The 17,206-nt window shown below is 38.7% G+C and carries 17 protein-coding genes and 1 pseudogene; 12 read left to right on the top strand and 6 right to left on the bottom strand.

All coding sequences use genetic code 11. From position 1 onward, the window contains the following. Nucleotides 1-108 precede the first annotated feature (108 nt). Nucleotides 109-1,059 (bottom strand): 4-hydroxy-3-methylbut-2-enyl diphosphate reductase, encoded by a 951-nt coding sequence (gene ispH / locus F944_RS00150; protein WP_004985120.1) that lies wholly within the window; start codon nucleotides 1,057-1,059, stop codon nucleotides 109-111. 142 nt (nucleotides 1,060-1,201) lie between these two features. Between ispH and gmk the strand changes: the two genes are divergently transcribed. The 6 genes from gmk to bfr all read left to right on the top strand — a co-directional run bounded on the left by gmk (nucleotide 1,202) and on the right by bfr (nucleotide 6,302). Next, the gene (gene gmk / locus F944_RS00145; RefSeq protein ID WP_004985117.1) at nucleotides 1,202-1,825 is read left to right on the top strand and encodes a guanylate kinase; all 624 of its coding nucleotides are present in this window, start codon (nucleotides 1,202-1,204) and stop codon (nucleotides 1,823-1,825) included. Nucleotides 1,826-1,892: 67 nt separating this feature from the next. Next, entirely contained in the window at nucleotides 1,893-2,174 is a 282-nt protein-coding gene (gene rpoZ / locus F944_RS00140; protein ID WP_004985115.1) for a DNA-directed RNA polymerase subunit omega, read from the top strand. A gap of 389 nt (nucleotides 2,175-2,563) precedes the next feature. Continuing rightward, nucleotides 2,564-4,675 carry a RelA/SpoT family protein gene (locus F944_RS00135; protein WP_004985112.1) on the top strand — a complete coding sequence of 704 codons (2,112 nt, stop codon included), beginning with the start codon at nucleotides 2,564-2,566 and terminating at the stop codon, nucleotides 4,673-4,675. A 113-nt stretch (nucleotides 4,676-4,788) separates the two neighbouring features. Further along, a complete protein-coding gene (locus F944_RS00130) occupies nucleotides 4,789-5,172 on the top strand; it encodes a RidA family protein (protein WP_004985108.1) in 384 nt (127 codons plus the stop codon). 220 nt (nucleotides 5,173-5,392) lie between these two features. Next, nucleotides 5,393-5,587, top strand: coding sequence for a bacterioferritin-associated ferredoxin (locus tag F944_RS00125; RefSeq protein WP_010588682.1), 195 nt, complete (start codon nucleotides 5,393-5,395; stop codon nucleotides 5,585-5,587). Between the two features lie 250 nt (nucleotides 5,588-5,837). Continuing rightward, nucleotides 5,838-6,302 (top strand): heteropolymeric bacterioferritin subunit Bfr, encoded by a 465-nt coding sequence (bfr, locus tag F944_RS00120; protein ID WP_004985103.1) that lies wholly within the window; start codon nucleotides 5,838-5,840, stop codon nucleotides 6,300-6,302. Between the two features lie 68 nt (nucleotides 6,303-6,370). Here bfr and F944_RS00115 read toward each other — a convergent pair whose 3' ends face one another. After that, nucleotides 6,371-7,147 carry a hypothetical protein gene (locus tag F944_RS00115; RefSeq protein ID WP_004985100.1) on the bottom strand — a complete coding sequence of 259 codons (777 nt, stop codon included), beginning with the start codon at nucleotides 7,145-7,147 and terminating at the stop codon, nucleotides 6,371-6,373. Between the two features lie 186 nt (nucleotides 7,148-7,333). Between F944_RS00115 and F944_RS00110 the strand changes: the two genes are divergently transcribed. Beyond that, on the top strand, nucleotides 7,334-8,032 hold the full coding sequence (locus tag F944_RS00110) for a DsbA family oxidoreductase (protein ID WP_004985098.1): 699 nt from the start codon (nucleotides 7,334-7,336) through the stop codon (nucleotides 8,030-8,032). 205 nt (nucleotides 8,033-8,237) lie between these two features. Here F944_RS00110 and F944_RS00105 read toward each other — a convergent pair. Then, a pseudogene (locus tag F944_RS00105) lies at nucleotides 8,238-8,594 on the bottom strand (ASCH domain-containing protein). 266 nt (nucleotides 8,595-8,860) lie between these two features. Between F944_RS00105 and F944_RS00100 the strand changes: the two are divergent. From F944_RS00100 to F944_RS00085, 4 genes are all read left to right on the top strand, one after another. Next, nucleotides 8,861-9,091 carry a hypothetical protein gene (locus F944_RS00100; protein WP_004985094.1) on the top strand — a complete coding sequence of 77 codons (231 nt, stop codon included), beginning with the start codon at nucleotides 8,861-8,863 and terminating at the stop codon, nucleotides 9,089-9,091. Nucleotides 9,092-9,246: 155 nt separating this feature from the next. Next, nucleotides 9,247-9,582: a DMT family transporter gene (locus F944_RS00095; protein WP_004985092.1), complete on the top strand. Its 336-nt coding sequence runs from the start codon at nucleotides 9,247-9,249 to the stop codon at nucleotides 9,580-9,582. Between the two features lie 148 nt (nucleotides 9,583-9,730). Next, nucleotides 9,731-10,933, top strand: a complete 1,203-nt coding sequence (locus F944_RS00090) for a hypothetical protein (protein WP_004985091.1) — start codon at nucleotides 9,731-9,733, stop codon at nucleotides 10,931-10,933. 132 nt (nucleotides 10,934-11,065) lie between these two features. Further along, nucleotides 11,066-11,959, top strand: coding sequence for a hypothetical protein (locus tag F944_RS00085; protein ID WP_004985089.1), 894 nt, complete (start codon nucleotides 11,066-11,068; stop codon nucleotides 11,957-11,959). A gap of 105 nt (nucleotides 11,960-12,064) precedes the next feature. On the opposite strand, the gene htpG is transcribed toward F944_RS00085, so the two are convergent. The 3 genes from htpG to F944_RS00070 all read right to left on the bottom strand — a co-directional run bounded on the left by htpG (nucleotide 12,065) and on the right by F944_RS00070 (nucleotide 15,274). Then, a complete protein-coding gene (gene htpG / locus F944_RS00080) occupies nucleotides 12,065-13,990 on the bottom strand; it encodes a molecular chaperone HtpG (protein WP_004985088.1) in 1,926 nt (641 codons plus the stop codon). A gap of 105 nt (nucleotides 13,991-14,095) precedes the next feature. Next, the gene (locus F944_RS00075) at nucleotides 14,096-14,449 is read right to left on the bottom strand and encodes a lysozyme inhibitor LprI family protein (RefSeq protein ID WP_004985083.1); all 354 of its coding nucleotides are present in this window, start codon (nucleotides 14,447-14,449) and stop codon (nucleotides 14,096-14,098) included. A gap of 240 nt (nucleotides 14,450-14,689) precedes the next feature. Beyond that, a complete protein-coding gene (locus F944_RS00070) occupies nucleotides 14,690-15,274 on the bottom strand; it encodes an OmpW/AlkL family protein (RefSeq protein WP_004985082.1) in 585 nt (194 codons plus the stop codon). Nucleotides 15,275-15,777: 503 nt separating this feature from the next. Between F944_RS00070 and F944_RS00065 the strand changes: the two genes are divergently transcribed. After that, nucleotides 15,778-17,139, top strand: a complete 1,362-nt coding sequence (locus F944_RS00065; RefSeq protein ID WP_004985079.1) for an amino acid permease — start codon at nucleotides 15,778-15,780, stop codon at nucleotides 17,137-17,139. Nucleotides 17,140-17,206: the final 67 nt, after the last annotated feature.

Raw genomic sequence — 17,206 nt, 5'->3', positions numbered from 1 at the left:
ATTTTAGATTAACGTTTTTTTTTACAGAACCAATACAATCAAGATTAAGGGCATAAAAAAACGGATGAGTAACACTCATCCGTTCTCAAAAAAACTTTTTGTTTAAAATTAAGCCTGTGTCACTTGTATTCTTAACTCTTTCGGCAAGCTAAAGGTAATATTTTCCTCACGCCCATCTAACTCTTTAGGGGCGTCTGCACCCCAATCTTGTAAACGCTGGATCACTTGTTTAATTAAAATTTCAGGAGCAGACGCGCCTGCCGTAACGCCAATTTTATCCGTCTTTTTAAACCAAGCCTGTTCAAGCTGATCAGCATTATCGACTAAATATGCCGATTTCCCCATACGCTCTGCCAGTTCACGAAGTCGATTGGAGTTGGACGAATTTGGAGAACCGACCACAAGCACAACATCACACTGCACAGCTAAATCACGCACCGCGTCCTGACGGTTTTGTGTAGCATAACAAATGTCATCTTTACGTGGTCCCTGAATATGAGGGAAACGTGAACGCAAAGCATCAATGACTTTAGCTGTATCATCAATCGACAACGTGGTTTGAGTCACAAACGCTAATTTTTCAGGATGTCTCACCGCTAGCTCAGCAACGTCCTGTTCATCTTCAACCAGATAAATATCTCCGCCACTTTTTTTGTCGTATTGTCCCATGGTGCCTTCGACTTCTGGATGACCTTCATGACCAATCAAAATGGCTTCTGTTCCTTCACGAGCATATTTAGTGACTTCAATATGGACTTTGGTCACCAATGGACAGGTCGCATCAAAGACTTTTAAACCACGCTGTTCAGCCTCAAGTTGAACCGCTTTAGAAACTCCATGCGCACTAAAAATAACAATTGAGTCATCTGGTACTTGATCAAGTTCATCGACAAAAATTGCACCGCGTTGGCGTAAATCATCCACCACAAATTTATTGTGAACCACTTCATGCCGCACATAAATAGGTGGGCTAAAGCATTCTAGTGCACGATTGACGATCGCAATCGCACGGTCTACACCAGCACAAAAACCTCGTGGATTTGCCAATACGATTTGCATAAGATCCTCAACAAATGGCTAAAATGAATAATATTTTAAATTTTAAGAAAGATAGCGAACTAAACTTTATCTTGAACCCTTTAGTTTAGATCGTCGGTACACTACAATAGCCAAGATATTTTATCATATCAGGAAAAATATCATGTCGGGTCTATTGTTTGTCGTTTCTGCTGCTTCAGGGACGGGCAAAACATCTTTAGTCAAAGCCCTACTAGAACGTGTCACCAATTTACACGTTTCTGTATCGCATACCACTCGTGGACAGCGACCAGGCGAACTCGACGGTGTGCATTATCATTTTACCACAAAAGATGCTTTTCTGAGCCACGTCGAAAAGAGTGGTTTTATTGAATATGCTGAGGTTTTTGGTAACTATTATGGTACTTCGCAAGCCACTGTGGAACAGCAACTTGCCAAAGGTCATGATGTATTGCTCGAAATTGACTGGCAAGGCGCACAACAAGTTCGCAGGCTTTTTCCTGATTCCCGACAAATTTTTATTCTACCTCCTAGCCAGTTTGATTTGCGCCAGCGTTTATCTAACCGTGGCACAGATTCAGTTGAAGTGATTGAGCATCGTTTAAGTTGTGCCGTTGAAGATATGCAACAATATGTTAATTTTGACTATGTCATTATCAATGATGACTTTAATAAAGCTTTACATGATTTAGAGTCGATTATTACTGCGAACCGTTTGACACTTGCCCAACAGGTCTATCGTCATCAGTCCTTGATCGAACAACTCATCACCCCAAATAGCGAATAGACTTGAGTCTGCGCTCAATACATTTTATACTTTGCAGTCTAGTTGTATTCATCACCCGAGAACTTATATGGCACGCGTAACCGTTGAAGATTGTTTAGACCATGTAGACAACCGCTTTGAGCTTGTACTAGTGGCAAGCAAACGCGCGCGTCAGCTTGCTCGTCAGGGCATTGAACCTACTGTAGAATGGGATAATGACAAACCAACTGTCGTTGCATTACGTGAAATTGCAGCAGGTCACGTGACCAAAGATATTTTAAAACAACGCGATCAAGACTATCAAACGTCTAGCCTTGATTTAGCGTTGTCTGCAAACAGCTTAAATTTGGAAGGTTTTTCTTTCCAATAAGCGTTTCAATATAAAAAAGGGTGCATTATTGCACTCTTTTTTTATGCCCAAAAAAATTTAAAGATTTGCCATTCAACCTTACAATTTATTTTTTCAGATTCATCTATTTGTCATCATTTTTTCTTTATTCTTTTATTCAACCCACCCATTTTGCTCAAAAATAAAACACTTGCATCCTAAAATTGGTGAAAAAAATGCATCTCGCCTCTCAAAAATGATGCATCTACATAAAAGATTTGATACAACTGTAAGATTCGATTGATTCTGCCGATCTCCCCAATTGAAATTTACCCGCGAATATTTGTGTGAACGAATTGACAAAATTTGCGATATGCATTTCATTAAGAGATAGGTAGATTCTCATTATTCACTGTAAATAAAGGTGCTCTATGCCAGGCGAAGAGGTCAGCCAAGCCAAGCAACAGCTCAAACTTATTATCGATGCCTATTTAAAAGCTGAGGATGTCGAGCGTGTGCTTGCTGCCTGTGATTTTGCCGATCTGGCACACTCAGGAATCACCCGTAAAAGTGGTGAGCCTTATGTGCTGCATCCTATCGCGGTGTGTTGTATTTTGGCACATATGCGTCTAGATGCAGAAACCTTGATGGCTGCGTTATTGCACGATGTCATCGAGGATACAGAATATACCAAAGATGATGTGGCAGAGCGTTTTGGACGGACTGTTTCAGATTTGGTGGATGGTGTAACCAAACTGACCCATTCCAGTGATAAGCAATTTAATAAAGCGGCTTCTTTTCGTAAAATTTTACAAGCGACCTTGCAAGACCCTCGTGTCATTATTATTAAATTAGCAGATCGCTACCATAATATGACCACGCTAGATGCCTTGCGTCCAGATAAACGCGCTCGCATCGCGCAGGAAACGCTGGATATTTTCGTTCCGATGGCACGTATTGTCGGCATGAATGAAATGGCGGATAACCTTGAACTATTGTGTTATCAAAATCTTGATCTGGATATGTACAATAATGTTCAGACCGCTTTACTCGAAAGTAAACCCAAACGCTGTGAATATCAGTCCCAATGGGAAAAACATTTAGCAGATTTACTCCTTGCTTATCAAATTAATGGTCGAATTAAAAAGAAAAATAATAATATTGAATTACTGCGCCACTTTGTCAAAAATGAAATTGATTTGCACGAACTTACGCACAGCCATGCTTTTGAAATCATCTTACAGAGTATTGCGGACTGTGATCGTTTAGTTGAAGCACTCCGTGAAAACTTTGAAGTCTTGCATTATGAAGATCATATTCGTCGCCCATTGCCAGGCGGTAATCAATCTTTATTGATGAAACTAAAAGGTGAAAATACCACGCTTTCTTTAACGATTCAGACGGAATTGATGCGTAAAGCGGCGCGTTTCGGGGTGGTACTCGGTGAAAATGCACCGCAAGCCTGCCGTTCAGCCATTCAGGCGTCTATGCAGAATTTAAATACCCTGATTGATGATGCTTGTGCTAAAACCACATTCAATGATTTACTCGATTATCTGCATCAAGAAAAAATCTGGGTTTATACCCCACATGGACATTTACATGAATTGCCTCAAGGCGCAACGGTGGTGGATTTTGCCTATGCCGCCAGTCTCTTTTTGGGCAACCATGCGGTAGGTGCTAAAGTTGATGGTGAAATTCGTCCGCTTTCTACGCCATTGGCCAGTGGTCAGGTAGTTGATGTTATTACTGATGTGTTAGCCACACCTAATCCAGATTGGCTCAGTTTTATTAATACGCAAAAAGCACGTCGAGCCCTGCAAAATATTTTGCGGGATCAGGATATAGAAGAACAGCGCCTGGTTGGACAACAAGCTTTAAATCGCGCATTAAAACTGTTTAATCGATCCATCAATGATTTATCTGAATCGGACTGGATGGATGTGTTGCAATGGCGTCATGTTGAAAATAAAGATACGTTATTTGAGCAAATTGCAGTGGGTGATCTTTTGCCGCAACTGGTCGCCAATCATTTATATGTACAGCAGGACACAGCTCAAGCTGAAACGCATGAATCTGATCGATTAATTCAGGGAACTGAAGGGATTGATGTTAAATATGCACATTGCTGTAATCCAGTGTTAGGCGACCCAATTCAGGGTCATCTGTCCCGACGTGGTCTGATTGTGCATCGCGCTCGATGTCATAATTTATTGCATGAACAACATTTGCATCCAGAAAATATCATGCCTTTACAGTGGCAATCAGATGATCTGGAGGATGTCAGTTTTAATGCCTATTTATGCGTAGAGCTGGCAATGGATGACGAGCAAGTCTCCGAATTGATTTATCTATGCCGTAAATCGCACATTGGGGTCGAACAAGTGTATCCAACCACTGACTGTACTTATGTCAATATTGTGGTTAATAATCGTAAACAAATTGCACAGATTATCCGTGATCTGCGTATGCAATTTAACTTCCCTCGCATTTCCCGTCTGGCACTGCCACCCGCTATTATGGAAAGCTCTCAGGCAAGCTAATCATTTTTGAAAAAAAACAAGACTGAATAAATTCCTGATAATTCATGAATCGGTCTTTTGCCTAACAGCCGCATGGATTATGATGGTCAGAATATCAGATTTAGGAGAAATCAATGACCCGTCAAGTGATCCATACGGAAAATGCACCTGCTGCGATTGGAACTTATTCTCAGGCAATATTAGTGGGTAATACACTGTATTTATCAGGTCAAATTGGTTTAGACCCATATAGTATGGAACTTGTTGAAGGTATTGAAGCTCAAATTCGCCGCGTATTTGATAATTTAAAAGCGGTCTGTGAAGCGGCAGGCGGAACACTAGCAGATATCGCGAAACTTAATATTTTTATGACTGATTTATCTCATTTTCAGCTCGTCAATCAGATTATGGGTGAATATTTTGCTCAGCCTTATCCTGCACGCGCTGCGTTGGGTGTCGCAAGTTTACCCAAAGGTGCTTTGGTTGAAATGGATGGGATTGTAATTATTCATCAATAACTTATGCGTTTTTTAATGATTTCAGCTTTCAGCATTTTAATTCTATAGAGCACATCACGTTATTAAGAAGTCCGAGCCATGCTCGGATTTTCCATTTGTTTCTTAGCTTTTTATTCAAAATGACAATATTAAAAATCGTATTTTCAAATGAATTTCATTGACAAACGATAATAATTATCAATAATATCAGTTATCCCATTTATCAATGCGAATAAGTCTGATGTACGTGTGTTTATGTCGCGGTATTACCGATCAAGATATTAAAGATGCTGTTGCAAACGGTGCTGAAAGCTATCGAGAAATTCGTGATTTACTAGATTTAGGCACGTGCTGTGGTCGTTGCGCACCAGAAGCTCGTACGATTATTAGTGATGAATTGGCTGAAATTGCTGCGCGTATTTCAGTTGCAGCCTAGATGGCGATAAATTTATTTTGAACATAATTATAACAATATTATCATGATCCCCAGATCATACTCTCCTCCCCGCTTGTGACTCTAAGCGGGTTTTATTTTATCTATATTTTATATTTAGTTGTTTTTGATTGCGATTTTCATTTGCTGTTCCATAAATTACTCGCTTGAAGCTCAAATCTTGATTAAACTGATCTGAAAAAGATGGCCTTGAACCTTAGTCGGGGCAAAATTTGTTTTGGGAGTCCGCGCAATGAAAGGCAATCGTGAAGTCATCAATCAACTGAATCAAGTGCTTTATCATCATCTAACTGCGATTAATCAGTATTTTTTACACTCTCGTATGTGTAATGACTGGGGAATCGAAAAACTAGGTTCAATTGAATATAAAGAATCAATTCGTCAGATGAAACATGCCGATAAAATTATTGAGCGTATTTTATTTTTAGAAGGTCTACCAAACTTGCAACATCTGGGCAAACTTTATATCGGTCAACATACCGCAGAAGTTTTAAAGTGTGATGTACGTAAAGTCAAAGAGAACATTGAAGTCGAAAAGAAAACCATTGAAGTCTGTGAATTGGCTCAGGATTACGTCTCTCGTGATTTAGTTCGTGAAATTCTGGAAAAAGAAGAAGAATATTGGGACTGGACAGAAACGCAAATTGACTTGATTGACGATGTTGGTATCGAAAACTATATCCAAAGTCAGGTTTAATTCCTGTTTTAATCATTTGTTTTCTCAAAAAATCCAAGTAAAGGCAGATCCAGTTGATCTGCCTTTACTTATTGGCGAGGTGAAGCTACATCCTTCTGTAATGTTTGTGCATTTTGACTTTTAATTTTTTCAATTTTTGCGTTTATGCGCAAAACATCCTGATAAAGCTGATTGAATTGTTTAACCTGTGCAGCGTCATAAAATGAGATCTTACCGTCTTGTTTCTGCCAGCGATGATTTTTTAATAACTCAAACATTTGCTCTGCTTTGCTATAAATCTGTTGTTCCAGATTAAACAACGCATATTCTTTTCGTTGATCTTGTTTTTGGTTAATTTTAACCAATAGCGCCGCTTTCATCTCAGGATGAATGGATAAACTGCGCGCCTGATTTAAAAAATGCTGTTGAGATTCGCTATTGTCCTGCAAATAATTCGTTTCTATCATTTTTACATCTACCAGCATTTGTGTGGTTTCTACATAATTATGCTGACGATCCTGATCAAGTCGATCTACGTCCAGAAACTGATCCCATTTGGCGGCTTTTAGCTCACGTAAATACAGATTTCTCGCTTCGGCATTTTGCATCCAGTAATTGAGCAAAAACTCTGACATGATTTTATAATCACCATATAGCCGTTTATCGTGGACATCCAGATGAATAGGCTGTTCCCAGTTTTGTGCTTGATCATAAAGCTGCTGCATTTTTTCAGCCATGACCACATCGAACATTTCTCGGTTATACACATCATCACGTTGGTATTGTGAATTTTTATAAAACCAAAAGACACAGCCAACCAGTAGGATTAATAGCACAAAGCCTATGGTTAAACGGCGTACTGACATATACACCTCCTTGATTTATTTGCTTGTTGTTATGTTTTATCGTGATGTCTGAATTGAATCTCAAATTTCATGCTCTTAAAGATCACTCAATTGCACAAAATGTAATGCTGTATTGCAATTTTTGTACTTTAAACGCGATCCACTCGCCTCTATTATAAAGTCATTAATTAAAATTGAGTATCCATCATGCGCGTAGATATCTGGTCAGATGTGGTGTGCCCCTTTTGTTATATTGGTAAGAAACGTCTTGAGCACGTTGCAGAGCAGGCAGGTATCGAGTTAGAGATTCATTGGCATAGTTTTGAGTTGGATCCGAATGCTCCCGCCAAACATGATATGTCAAATACAGAGCGTCTAGCGATTAAATATGGTCGTAGTTTTGAAGAAATGCAAGAAATGGAACGTAATATTGCAGAAATGGCAGCCGATGAAGGAATCGATTTCCAATGGCAGCAAGCCAAATCTGGTAATAGTTTTAATGCACATCGTATCATCCATTTAGCACAAAGTAAGGGCTTAGGAAGTCAAGCGGAGGAAGCCTTTTTCCATGCATATATGACGGAAGGTCTTGCTATTGGTGAACGTGAAGTTGTAGAGGAAATTGCCTCCAGAATTGGTTTGGATCATGCCGAAGTCGAGTTTGTACTTGATAGCGATGAGTTGGCTGATTTTGTCCGTCATGATGAAAAAATTGCGCATGAACAGCTCAATATTAGTGGCGTACCTTTTTTCGTGTTCGATCAAAAGCTGGCCCTGTCAGGCGCACAGCCACGTGAGGTTTTTCTACAGGCTTTACAGCAAGCGCAGGATCAGCCTCAATCATCCATCGCCGCTACGACGGCTGCAAGTTGTCATGATGACAGTTGCGAAATTCCGCAAAAATAAATCTCGGGGTAAACTGGGTTCGTCGAGCCTTATTTTGCAATGCTGCGTTGCATAAATAGACTAGGTTCACTGATTGAGAACTTTTAAAATCAGATGCATCAACTGCGCTGTAATTTTAATTTCTCGTCATGTTCATCCAACCCAATCAATGGATGAACAGCATTGAGTTTATCCCCCTCATTCAGGGGGATTTTTATAGCGTTTTTCATATAGCAAGATCAATTTCATAAATCCTACGTTTGGCCATGCACTGAATGCCAGGTACAAGCGGACGCACATTGGTAATTTCCCAAGCCCAATATCCTTCTGTCCAATAGTTTGCACAGGCCATTTCAATTTCATCTTAACGCCATGTATGTACCGCGACAATATCAATGATTGCCATCGCTGTCCCGATCTGTTCATCACCGTCTTTATGCAGGAACTGCGTATTTTGTACAATCACTAAATCACATAGCGGCAAATGTTCGGGTCGCCATGAACGAATTTCCAGTTTTTTCTGTCCTGAGATAATTCGCTCACAAGCGGGCGCTACGATAGAGAGTGCTTTTAATTTTTTCAAAGTATTCCTCTGGATTTATTTTTTAGTATTGTAAAAGTTTCACGGATGAATGAAATACAAAAAATTGCTTTAGACACTTTATGGACAAGTTCTTTCACCCAAAGTATGTGGCTTGCAACGAAACTGTCAAGGTTGTTACTAAACTTGATTTCTTATTAACAGCTCTGCCACAAATTCAGGCTGAATCTTGTGTTTAGATAAATTCAATGACTCGTTCGACTCAATTCAGGTCATGGATATCTCAACCTAAATAAGAGGAAATGAAAATGGCAACTGATCAAAATCCTAATGTATTAGATACAGCCAACACTTCAACAGCAAATGAGCAGGAATCAGCAAAAAAATCACGTTTTTCTCCAACTGTAAAAGGTGTCGTAATAGGTGCCGTAGCAGGCAGTATTCTTCCTGTTTTTGGAACCTTTAGTGGTGCGTTGATTGGAGGTATAGCTGGTAAGATTTATTCTCGTCGCTGCCAACATACGCATGCTTCAGCCTAAATAAAAAACGGATTTGAATCACTTTAATCACTTATTCTTATCTTAATATCTTGAAGACTCTCCCTTTGTGGAGAGTTTTTATTTGGTCTATATAATTTTTTGGTTCAATTAAAATTTTGGCACTTGAGCTTTATTGATTCTAAATGGTGTAATCCATGATTAAAGCTTATCTAGCGCTTGGCCTTGCGATTATATTTGATGTCATTGCAACATCTTCGTTGCCACATACCAAAGGCTTTACCCATGCACTTTATACCTTAATCATGGTGATTTGCTATGTCTGTGCATTCTATTTATTAAGTATTGTCGTTAAGACCTTAGCTGTAGGCATCAGCTATGCTATTTGGGCAGGTACAGGAATTGTAATGGTAGCGGCCATCAATTTTATTGTACTCAAACAAAAATTGGACTTCCCAGCGTTATTGGGTATGTTGTTGATTATTGCAGGGGTAATCATCATCAATTTATTTTCAAAATCCATTAATCATTAAGATATTTGTATAAAATTCAAATTATTTATATACAAAAAAATAACGTATCTTCTTAAAATTACTTAGTTTTGTTGCTAGGACTTGATTTTATGACGTAAATCAACAAGAGTTATCACATAAATGAGATAATAAACAATGTACAGCCATTATGATGAAAGCTAATTATTTTAACTTGGGTTCTCGCGTTTTATATTTCTTAGTGTGTTTGGGGGGAATAACTTCGCTTTCCGCCAATACAGAAACAAAAGATGTGAGTTTCGATCAATCTTCCGAGCAAGATCAGCCCTTGGTTTTACCAAATGATCCCAATACGCCACGAACCTCTGTCGCCTATGCAGTCAAATTACACCAATTAAATCAATCACAAGATAAAAATCTATTAGATTTAATTCCTGCATGGATTGATTCAACACCGACCATTTTACCTCCTGAGTCAGATACGCCCAATGTTCCTCCTGTATCTGAAACTCAAGATCTAACGTGGTTTGATCGTAAGCAGCATGATATTAGCCGTTGGGCAGACCGTACCTCTGGCAAAATCGATCATTGGTTTGGTGATGTAGATCCCAAAAAACCAGCCGATGCCACCTTGAGGATCATGCTAGATAATTATTGGGATAAATATAATGGCTATGAGATTAAGCCACGTATTCGAGGAAAAATTAAACTTCCAACACTCGAACGGCGTTTTAGCGTCGTGTTTGGTGATGACTCACTCGATGATGAGTTTGATAATAATGTCGCCAATACCAATATCGATCCAAACGGGGATAAAAAACGCTTAGATTCTCGTCAAACCCGTGACAATAATGGTTCATTGGCACTACGATGGTCTGATTTCTCCAAAAAATTACCGTTTGAAACTGATGCCGATCTGGGGATTCGTTCTGGGGACGACATTTATGTCCGCTTAAAAGCCAAACGCGCGTGGCCGCTACGCAACGATTTTTCGTTTTACGCGGAACAAATTTATCGTTATGGCATCGATAGTAAAAACTATTTAAGAACCAATCTAGAATTAACGCATGCGCGTCCTAATGAGGCTTTTCTCTCTAACCAATTCAGCCTAACTTATGCTGATGATCAGGATGATGATCTGTGGTGGGATAACCGTTTATTTAGACAGCATCAATTCTTTGCCAATAATCGTTTTAATTACGGCTTGTATACAGGTGGTTATTACAATAATAGCGACTTACGCTTAAATAGCTGGGGACCTTTTATGTCTTGGCGTCAACAACTCTGGCGTGAATGGTTTTATGTACAAGGCGATCTCAATTATTTTAATGATCATCGTGAAGATCGCAGTCACTATGTGAGTACTTTTGTCCGTTTAGAGGCTTTATTTTAAAAAGTAGCCATCCTTTTGCGCTTGCCATGTAGTATTTTGGCAAGCGTTTGATCAAGCTCATCGAAACTTAAATAAAAAATTAAGATTAATTTTATATTCTATTCCACATTCATTATTCTTATTATTTTTTTCATGAAGCGATACCTTATCGTTCATTTTCAGCTTGCGATTATTTTAAGCCTATGTAGTATTTATGCGGTATGGGTATTAAGCCATTCCACTTTTAAACCCTATTCTTTTCAGTCTTATACAGTGCATCTAAATCGGCAGCACTTATCAAAATTAACATGTACAGAAGCACAGATAAATTCAGAACAAGAAAGCATTCTTTCCAACGAACAACTGAGTCAGGAATTATTGGCTGTTTTTGATAACGATTCTTTATGGGCAAGGACTTTGCAGCAACAACCCCAACCTGTTAAAAAATTTGGAAAACCGCATAAAACTAAAAGTAAAAAAAATAAAGTAGCTAATCCTGATCCCATTAGTGCCAGTATCAGTACCATCACCAGCTTGCTGCCTTTTTCTAACGATATTAATCTGGGTTCAAATTCAGACAGTGATGTGTATGTCCAGTTTTTAGCAAAGAAACAATGGGTGTTAAGACATGACATCAGCATTGATACTCAACAGTTGTTTCGCTATGGTTCTACCAGTAAAAATTATTCTGAGACAACTTTGAATCTGAATCAAAAATTACAAGACAATACTCTTTTTTCCAATCAATTCAGCCTCAATAAAAGTCAGGATGAAGAATACTATTGGGCAAATCGAACTTTCCAACAATATCAATTTTTAAAAAATCACCGTTTAATTTATGGAATTTATAGTAGCGGTGTGTATGATCAAACTAAAAAAGACTGGGAATTACAGCTATGGGGGCCTTATTTATCATGGCGGAGACCCTTATGGCGTGACTGGATTTTTATTGATAACCAGATTTCTTACTATCATGACATGACCACAACCGATAAAGAACTTCAGCATATCTTTAGTACGACGATTCAATTAGAAGCAAATTTTTAACTTGTCGAACAAATCAGCAAAATTGTGGATAAGTCTGACTTTACCCACATGCACCAACAAGGTATAAAAAACCCTGACCGTAGTCAGGGCTATTTTACAGATGATTTATTTTAACAATAAGCTATTGATCCGTTTTACATAAGCAGCAGGATCTTCTGGTAAACCACCTTCAGCAATGACCGCCTGATCAAAAATCACATTGGCCAGATCATCAAACTGCGCTGAACCTTCCAGTTTTTTCACCAATGGATGTTCAGGGTTAATTTCAAGAATCGGCTTCATCTCAGGCACTTCCTGACCCGCTTGTTTCAACATACGAATCAATTGCGGCGATAATTCACCTTCCGAAGTGACCAAACACGCAGGAGAGTCGACCAGACGTGTAGTTACACGCACTTCTTTGGTTTTATCCTTGAGTGATTCACCCAGTTTTTCCACTACGGGTTTGAATTGTTCCGCTGCTTGTTCGAGTGCTTTTTTCTCTTCTGCATCTTGTAAATCACCCAGATCGACAGCCCCTTTTGAAACATTCTGCAAAGGCGTACCATCAAACTCCTGTACAAAATTCATCGCCCATTCATCGACACGTTCAGACATCAGTAAAACTTCAATGCCTTTTTTCTTAAATAATTCCAGTTGTGGAGAGTTTTTAGCGGCATTGAGACTATCTGCGGTCACGTAATAAATCGCTTTTTGCCCTTCTTTCATACGTGCTTTATAATCAGTCAGTGAGGTGTTGACATCATCGTTATTTGAAGTTGCATAACGTAGAAGTTTTAAAATACGTTCGCGATTGCCAAAGTCTTCGCCCAAACCTTCTTTAAGAACTGCACCAAATTCGGTGTAAAAAGTTTTGAATTTTTCCTGATCTTTTTCATCTTCTGATTTTGCCAGACCATCAAGCAGGGTTAATACGCGACGGGCATTACCTTCACGAATGGTTTTAACATCGCGACTTTCCTGTAACAGCTCACGACTTACATTCAGCGGTAAATCGGCACTGTCGACCACACCTTGTACAAAACGTAAATAATTTGGAATCAGATGATCCGCATCATCCATAATGAAGACACGTTTCACATACAGCTTAATGCCTGCCTTAGCTTCACGGGTAAAAATATCATGCGGTGCTTTAGCTGGAATATAAAGAAGCTGGGTATATTCTGTGCTACCTTCAACCCGATTGTGTGCCCAAGCCAACGGTGCATCAAAATCATGACTCAAGTTTTTATAGAACTCGATATATTGTTCTTCTGAAATTTCATTTTTATTTCGTGTCCAAAGCGCACTGGCTGAGTTAATGGTTTCCCATTCTTCAGTTTTGACCATTTTGCCATTGGCTGCTTGTTCTTCACTTTCCGCCACCTCATCCTCTTGCCAGACTTCTTTTTGCATTTGAATTGGCAAACTGATGTGATCTGAATATTTATTGATAATTTGCTTAACTTTATAACTTTCTAAATATTCAAGTGCATCATCACGCAAATGTAAAATAATATCTGTGCCACGTGAATCCTTGTGGATTTGCTCAACTTCAAATTCACCAGTACCGCCACTCACCCAGCGTACGCCTTCATCCGCAGACAACCCCGCACGACGCGATTCAACGGTGATTTTATCTGCAACAATAAATCCAGAGTAAAAGCCGACACCAAACTGACCGATTAACTGTGCATCTGACTTTTGATCACCAGTTAATTTAGACATAAAATCTTTAGTGCCTGATTTGGCAATGGTACCCAGATTATCAATCGCTTCCTGCTGATTGAGACCAATACCATTGTCTGAAATAGTAATGGTTTTATGCTCTTTATCCAGAGTTACGCGTACATGTAAATCTGGATCATTTTCATAATATTCTGGATGATTAATCCCTTCAAAACGCAATTTGTCGCAAGCATCTGATGCATTTGAAATCAGCTCGCGTAGAAAAATTTCTGGATTAGAATATAGTGAATGGGTCACTAAATGTAAAAGTTGGGCGACTTCTGCCTGAAAGCTATAATTCTGTGACGTTTTTTGTTCGCTCATCACTCACTCCTAAAATACCATTCATGTTAGCGAATTCTTTGATGTTGTATGTATTGGAGTGAGTCACGACTTTTTCAATAGCAAAAGTGAAGATTTTTATCTGGTTTAAAAAGGACCTTGCGTTAAAATACGATTTTGCACGATGTCATCCAGATGCTTTTGACGCTCGGTATAACGCTGTGTGATACAACTTACATTTGCACGACAGCTATCCCGCTGTTTTAACCATTGATATTGCGCACCTTTCTCGGCATCACGTCCGCCCATTGGCAAGGCGTGAACAACAATATTATAAGTTGTTGCCATTTTTACATCGGCATCATTTAAACTGCGGTTTTGACAAATGGTTTTTTCTGTACTGGTTTTGGCTTTATCGCAGGAGAAACTTGCAGCATGGGCGAGACTTAAACCATTTATACAAAATAAACTACTGAGCAGAACTATTCGTAATTTTTTCATTGAAACGCTCGTGTTGGATTTATTATTTTAACTTTAACAATTATGTTCATTTGAATAAGTAAATTTTTGCCATTTTCTGTACAACATCAGTCACAACCATAAAAAAAGCCTCACAGTTTCCTGTCAGGCTTATCATGCCGATGATCATATTATTGTTGTTCTCTATATCATTATTATTAAGTGCATTATCAGTTAAAAACTCCCTTCCCCACGAGGGAGTTTTTAAAGGCTATATCTTCCTTAGAATCTATAGCTATAACCTAGTGTATAAATCACTGGGTCGATATCTAAATCAAACGTACCTAAGTTGTCGACTAAACGAACTTCTGGGCTCAAATCTGCATAACGTACATCGAAGTAAACACCCCAATTTTTTGCATCAGCAGGTTGGAAAGTGAAGCCAACTTGTCCCGCAAAACCGTAATCATTTTTGACTTTATCTGCTACACCTGATTCATCCCATGGAATGAAAGCAGTTGCACCCACACCAATATATGGTGTAAAGCGTGTCGCGTTTTTAAAGTTATATTTTGCTGTGATGGTTGGTGGTAAATGCTTTACTCTTGCAACCTTATTACCATCCAATAACACGTCATGGTTAATCGGTGTTGCAAGAAGTAATTCAGCAGAGAATGGTGAGTCACCAAAGAAATATTCAACAGATGGTGTAAAAGCAAACTCATCATCCGCTTCAACTTTGCCTAATGCAGTTTGAGTATCACTGGTTGGCGCAATATAACTTGCCCCGACTTTAACCTGCCAATCACCTGCAAAAACAGAAGAAGACAAACCTAATAATGCAATAACAGCAGCTTGTTTCAACATTTTTATTACCTCTTAATATCTTGATAACATCATAATATTATATATATATTAAACGCAATACAGATTATAAACACATTTTAAACATTATTTATAAAGCAATGATATTCTTATTTATTTATTTTAATCAGAGTGTTTTAGTATGTTTTTAAAATGCCAAATTAAACACAAATAAACCCGATTAAATTAATACACTTTAAAACCGATCAAAATAATAAGGTTTCGTGATTATTAGACTATTTTCATAAGATCTTTTTATTTACACCTACGGGAGAAAAATAAAAAAATTCAACTAATGATCAAAGAAGTCTATTATTTTAAAATATTTAATCACAAGCTTATATTTATTTTTTAATCTTCCCTTTTGTTAATTTAATTAATTTAAATAAATTTGCAAGTTTATTTCGATCAATGTCTTGTCCAACCCAAATTTTTCATTTTTTATATAAATAAAGTGAACATTGAATGTAGCTCCGATACAATACGCGCAAGAATTGGAGTAATCGATGTCACAGAATTCTTCTTTAAAGCGTGGACTCAATACACGCCACATCCGTTTTTTAGCTTTAGGCTCTGCCATTGGTACAGGTCTGTTCTATGGATCTGCTTCTGCTATTAAGCTCGCAGGTCCAGCAGTCTTGATGGCGTATGTCATCGCGGGCATTGCCATTTATATCGTGATGCGCGCGCTTGGCGAAATGGCCGTACACAACCCAGTTTCAGACTCATTTAGTCGTTATGCCTCAGATTATGTGAGCCCTTTGGCTGGTTTCACCACAGGTTGGACCTATGTTTTTGAGATGGTGATTGTCGCCATAGCAGATGTCACCGCTTTTGGCATCTATATGGGATTTTGGTTTCCTGATGTGCCACGCTGGACATGGATTTTATCGCTCATCTTCTTTTTGGGTGCGATTAATCTGATTCATGTCAAATTTTACGGTGAGCTTGAATTCTGGCTATCGATTATTAAAGTGAGTGCCATTGTTGCCATGATCTGTGGCGGCTTTGGCATTATGTTTTATGGTTTGCATGTTCCCAATACCAGCTTTAATCCTGGTATTTCTAATCTATGGGAACATGGTGGCTTTATGCCAAATGGAGTAATGGGTGTCATTGCCTGTTTCTCAGTGGTCGTGTTCGCTTTTGGTGGAATTGAAATCATCGGCATTACCGCAGGTGAAACAGAAAATCCGAAAACGGCCATTCCACGTGCCATTAATGCTGTTCCGATCCGAATTATCCTGTTTTATGTTTTGACTATTTTTGTCTTAATGTCGATTTTTCCATGGAATCAAATCGGGACTCAAGGCAGTCCATTTGTACAAATTTTTGAGAGTTTAGGCATTAAATCTGCCGCTGCCGTATTGAACGTCGTGGTAATTACAGCAGCTATTTCAGCGATTAATAGTGATGTATTTGGCGCAGGTCGTATGATGTACGGTATGGCACTCAAAGGACAAGCACCTGAAGTGTTCCGTAAAACGTCTAAATTCGGTGTGCCGTGGATGACCGTAGTGGTCATGGCTGGCGTATTGTTGATTGGCGTGGTTCTAAATTACCTAATTCCTGAAAATGTATTTGAAATTATTGCTTCGATCGCGACTTTTGCGACGGTCTATGTTTGGCTGATGATTTTATTATCGCATTTTGGCATGCGCAGAAAATTATCGAGTGATGAAATTAAAAAGCTTGATTTCCCTATGATTGGTTGGCCTGTAGCACCTGCACTTGCTACCGCATTTATGATCTTTGTGATTGCGGTGATTGGCTATTTCCCTGATACGCGCCCTGCCCTGTATGTCGGTATTTTCTGGTTACTTCTATTAGCCGTTGCTTATAAGATTTGGGTCAAACCGAAAATCTAATCAATGTTAACTGATATAAAAAACCACCTTTCATGGCAATGTAAAGGTGGTTTTTTATTACGATCAT

This window comes from Acinetobacter ursingii DSM 16037 = CIP 107286 (genome assembly GCF_000368825.1).
GTDB classification, from domain to species: domain Bacteria; phylum Pseudomonadota; class Gammaproteobacteria; order Pseudomonadales; family Moraxellaceae; genus Acinetobacter; species Acinetobacter ursingii.
The sequence above is the reverse complement of the archived record's forward strand: the minus strand, read 5'-3'. Positions and strand labels throughout refer to the sequence as shown.

What these genes read in the sequence shown, in the direction of transcription:
- bfr (WP_004985103.1), top strand. Translation starts at nt 5,838, where the DNA reads ATGAAAGGCAATCGTGAAGTCATCAATCAACTGAATCAAGTGCTTTAT.
- F944_RS00115 (WP_004985100.1), bottom strand. Translation starts at nt 7,147, where the DNA reads ATGTCAGTACGCCGTTTAACCATAGGCTTTGTGCTATTAATCCTACTG.
- F944_RS00135 (WP_004985112.1), top strand. Translation starts at nt 2,564, where the DNA reads ATGCCAGGCGAAGAGGTCAGCCAAGCCAAGCAACAGCTCAAACTTATT.
- F944_RS00100 (WP_004985094.1), top strand. Translation starts at nt 8,861, where the DNA reads ATGGCAACTGATCAAAATCCTAATGTATTAGATACAGCCAACACTTCA.
- F944_RS00110 (WP_004985098.1), top strand. Translation starts at nt 7,334, where the DNA reads ATGCGCGTAGATATCTGGTCAGATGTGGTGTGCCCCTTTTGTTATATT.
- F944_RS00075 (WP_004985083.1), bottom strand. Translation starts at nt 14,449, where the DNA reads ATGAAAAAATTACGAATAGTTCTGCTCAGTAGTTTATTTTGTATAAAT.
- F944_RS00085 (WP_004985089.1), top strand. Translation starts at nt 11,066, where the DNA reads ATGAAGCGATACCTTATCGTTCATTTTCAGCTTGCGATTATTTTAAGC.
- htpG (WP_004985088.1), bottom strand. Translation starts at nt 13,990, where the DNA reads ATGAGCGAACAAAAAACGTCACAGAATTATAGCTTTCAGGCAGAAGTC.
- gmk (WP_004985117.1), top strand. Translation starts at nt 1,202, where the DNA reads ATGTCGGGTCTATTGTTTGTCGTTTCTGCTGCTTCAGGGACGGGCAAA.
- ispH (WP_004985120.1), bottom strand. Translation starts at nt 1,059, where the DNA reads ATGCAAATCGTATTGGCAAATCCACGAGGTTTTTGTGCTGGTGTAGAC.
- F944_RS00065 (WP_004985079.1), top strand. Translation starts at nt 15,778, where the DNA reads ATGTCACAGAATTCTTCTTTAAAGCGTGGACTCAATACACGCCACATC.
- F944_RS00125 (WP_010588682.1), top strand. Translation starts at nt 5,393, where the DNA reads ATGTACGTGTGTTTATGTCGCGGTATTACCGATCAAGATATTAAAGAT.
- F944_RS00130 (WP_004985108.1), top strand. Translation starts at nt 4,789, where the DNA reads ATGACCCGTCAAGTGATCCATACGGAAAATGCACCTGCTGCGATTGGA.
- rpoZ (WP_004985115.1), top strand. Translation starts at nt 1,893, where the DNA reads ATGGCACGCGTAACCGTTGAAGATTGTTTAGACCATGTAGACAACCGC.
- F944_RS00090 (WP_004985091.1), top strand. Translation starts at nt 9,731, where the DNA reads ATGATGAAAGCTAATTATTTTAACTTGGGTTCTCGCGTTTTATATTTC.
- F944_RS00095 (WP_004985092.1), top strand. Translation starts at nt 9,247, where the DNA reads ATGATTAAAGCTTATCTAGCGCTTGGCCTTGCGATTATATTTGATGTC.
- F944_RS00070 (WP_004985082.1), bottom strand. Translation starts at nt 15,274, where the DNA reads ATGTTGAAACAAGCTGCTGTTATTGCATTATTAGGTTTGTCTTCTTCT.